2 protein-coding genes are annotated in these 1,086 nt (G+C 71.5%); both read left to right on the top strand.

What is annotated here, in order from left to right; translation table 11 throughout:
* Window positions 1–660, top strand: a 660-nt coding sequence (locus ACI769_RS19810; protein ID WP_409142170.1) for a hypothetical protein, incomplete at its 5' end; no start/stop codon positions are given.
* Window positions 661–671: 11 nt separating this feature from the next.
* The gene (locus ACI769_RS19805; RefSeq protein ID WP_338031579.1) at window positions 672–944 is read left to right on the top strand and encodes a cytochrome c oxidase assembly protein; all 273 of its coding nucleotides are present in this window, start codon (window positions 672–674) and stop codon (window positions 942–944) included.
* The last annotated feature ends 142 nt before the right edge of the window (window positions 945–1,086 follow it).

Genomic DNA, 1,086 nt, shown 5'->3' with positions numbered 1-1,086 from the left:
TGGTTCTTCGCCGAGCTGGTCCGGGAGAACGCGGACGGACTCTCGACGCCGGCGTTGCTGTGGGGCGCGTTCGTGGACGTATTCGTACCGGGCGGCTACTCCTCGGGCACGGGGCAGATCGCGATCCTGATCGGGCTGTTGGCGCTGTACCTGTCGATCCCGCTCGGCCTGGCGTTCTACGCGCGCCGGTGGATGGGCCCGCGCGTGTGGCAGGCGCTACACGCCTCGATCATCCTCGTGTACGTGCTGAGCGTGTGGCACACCCTGCTGTACGGGACGAACGTCTGGTACGACGGGGCGTTCCGCACCACGATCTGGCTGCTGCAGCTGCCCGTCGCCGGGCTGCTCCTGGTGCGGCTGCTCGCGCCGGCCCGCACGCCCGGGCGGTCCGCGCTGGACACGGCCGGACGCTGGGTCGGTCGCCTCGCGGTCTCGGCGACGATCGTCGTCGTCCTGCTCGTCACCGCGACGGGCCGTGACGGCGGGCGCACGCCGGGCTCGGACGGGGCGGGGCTCAACGTCACCCAGGTGATGGTCTGGGTGGGGTTCGTCCTGTTCGTGGTCGCCGTCGCCATCACGGTGGTGCGCGCGCACCGTCGCCCCCGCGCGACGCCCGAGCGCGAGAAGCCTGCTGTGCCTGCGCTCGAGACCACCCGGTAGACGGCGCCGCCCTGACCGCGGACCACCGGTGCGGGTACCTGTTCTTCTGGGTCGTCCCCGGGATCGACCCCGGCCCCACCCGCGCCGCCTACCCCATCCGCCCGCTCATCCTGCTCATCGCCATGGCGTTCCACGCGTTCTTCGGCGTCGCCGTCATAGCCGACCAGCAGATCCTCGCCGCCGACTGGTGGGCATCCATCGGATACACCGCCACCACCACCTTGCTCGACGACCAAGCCGACGGCAGCTCCATCGCCTGGGGAGCCGGCGAGCCCCCGACCTGATCGCGCGATCGTCGTCGCCGTCCAATGGACCCGCGGACGACGAATCGCACCGTCCACCGCCCAGGCCGCCAAGCCGACCGCGACGGCGACGCCGATCGCACCGCCCTCAACGCCCACCTCGCGAAGAGGGACTCGTAGCAAC

The organism is Cellulosimicrobium sp. RS, from assembly GCF_046159675.1.
Taxonomy (GTDB): domain Bacteria; phylum Actinomycetota; class Actinomycetes; order Actinomycetales; family Cellulomonadaceae; genus Cellulosimicrobium; species Cellulosimicrobium funkei.
The sequence above is the reverse complement of the archived record's forward strand: the minus strand, read 5'-3'. Positions and strand labels throughout refer to the sequence as shown.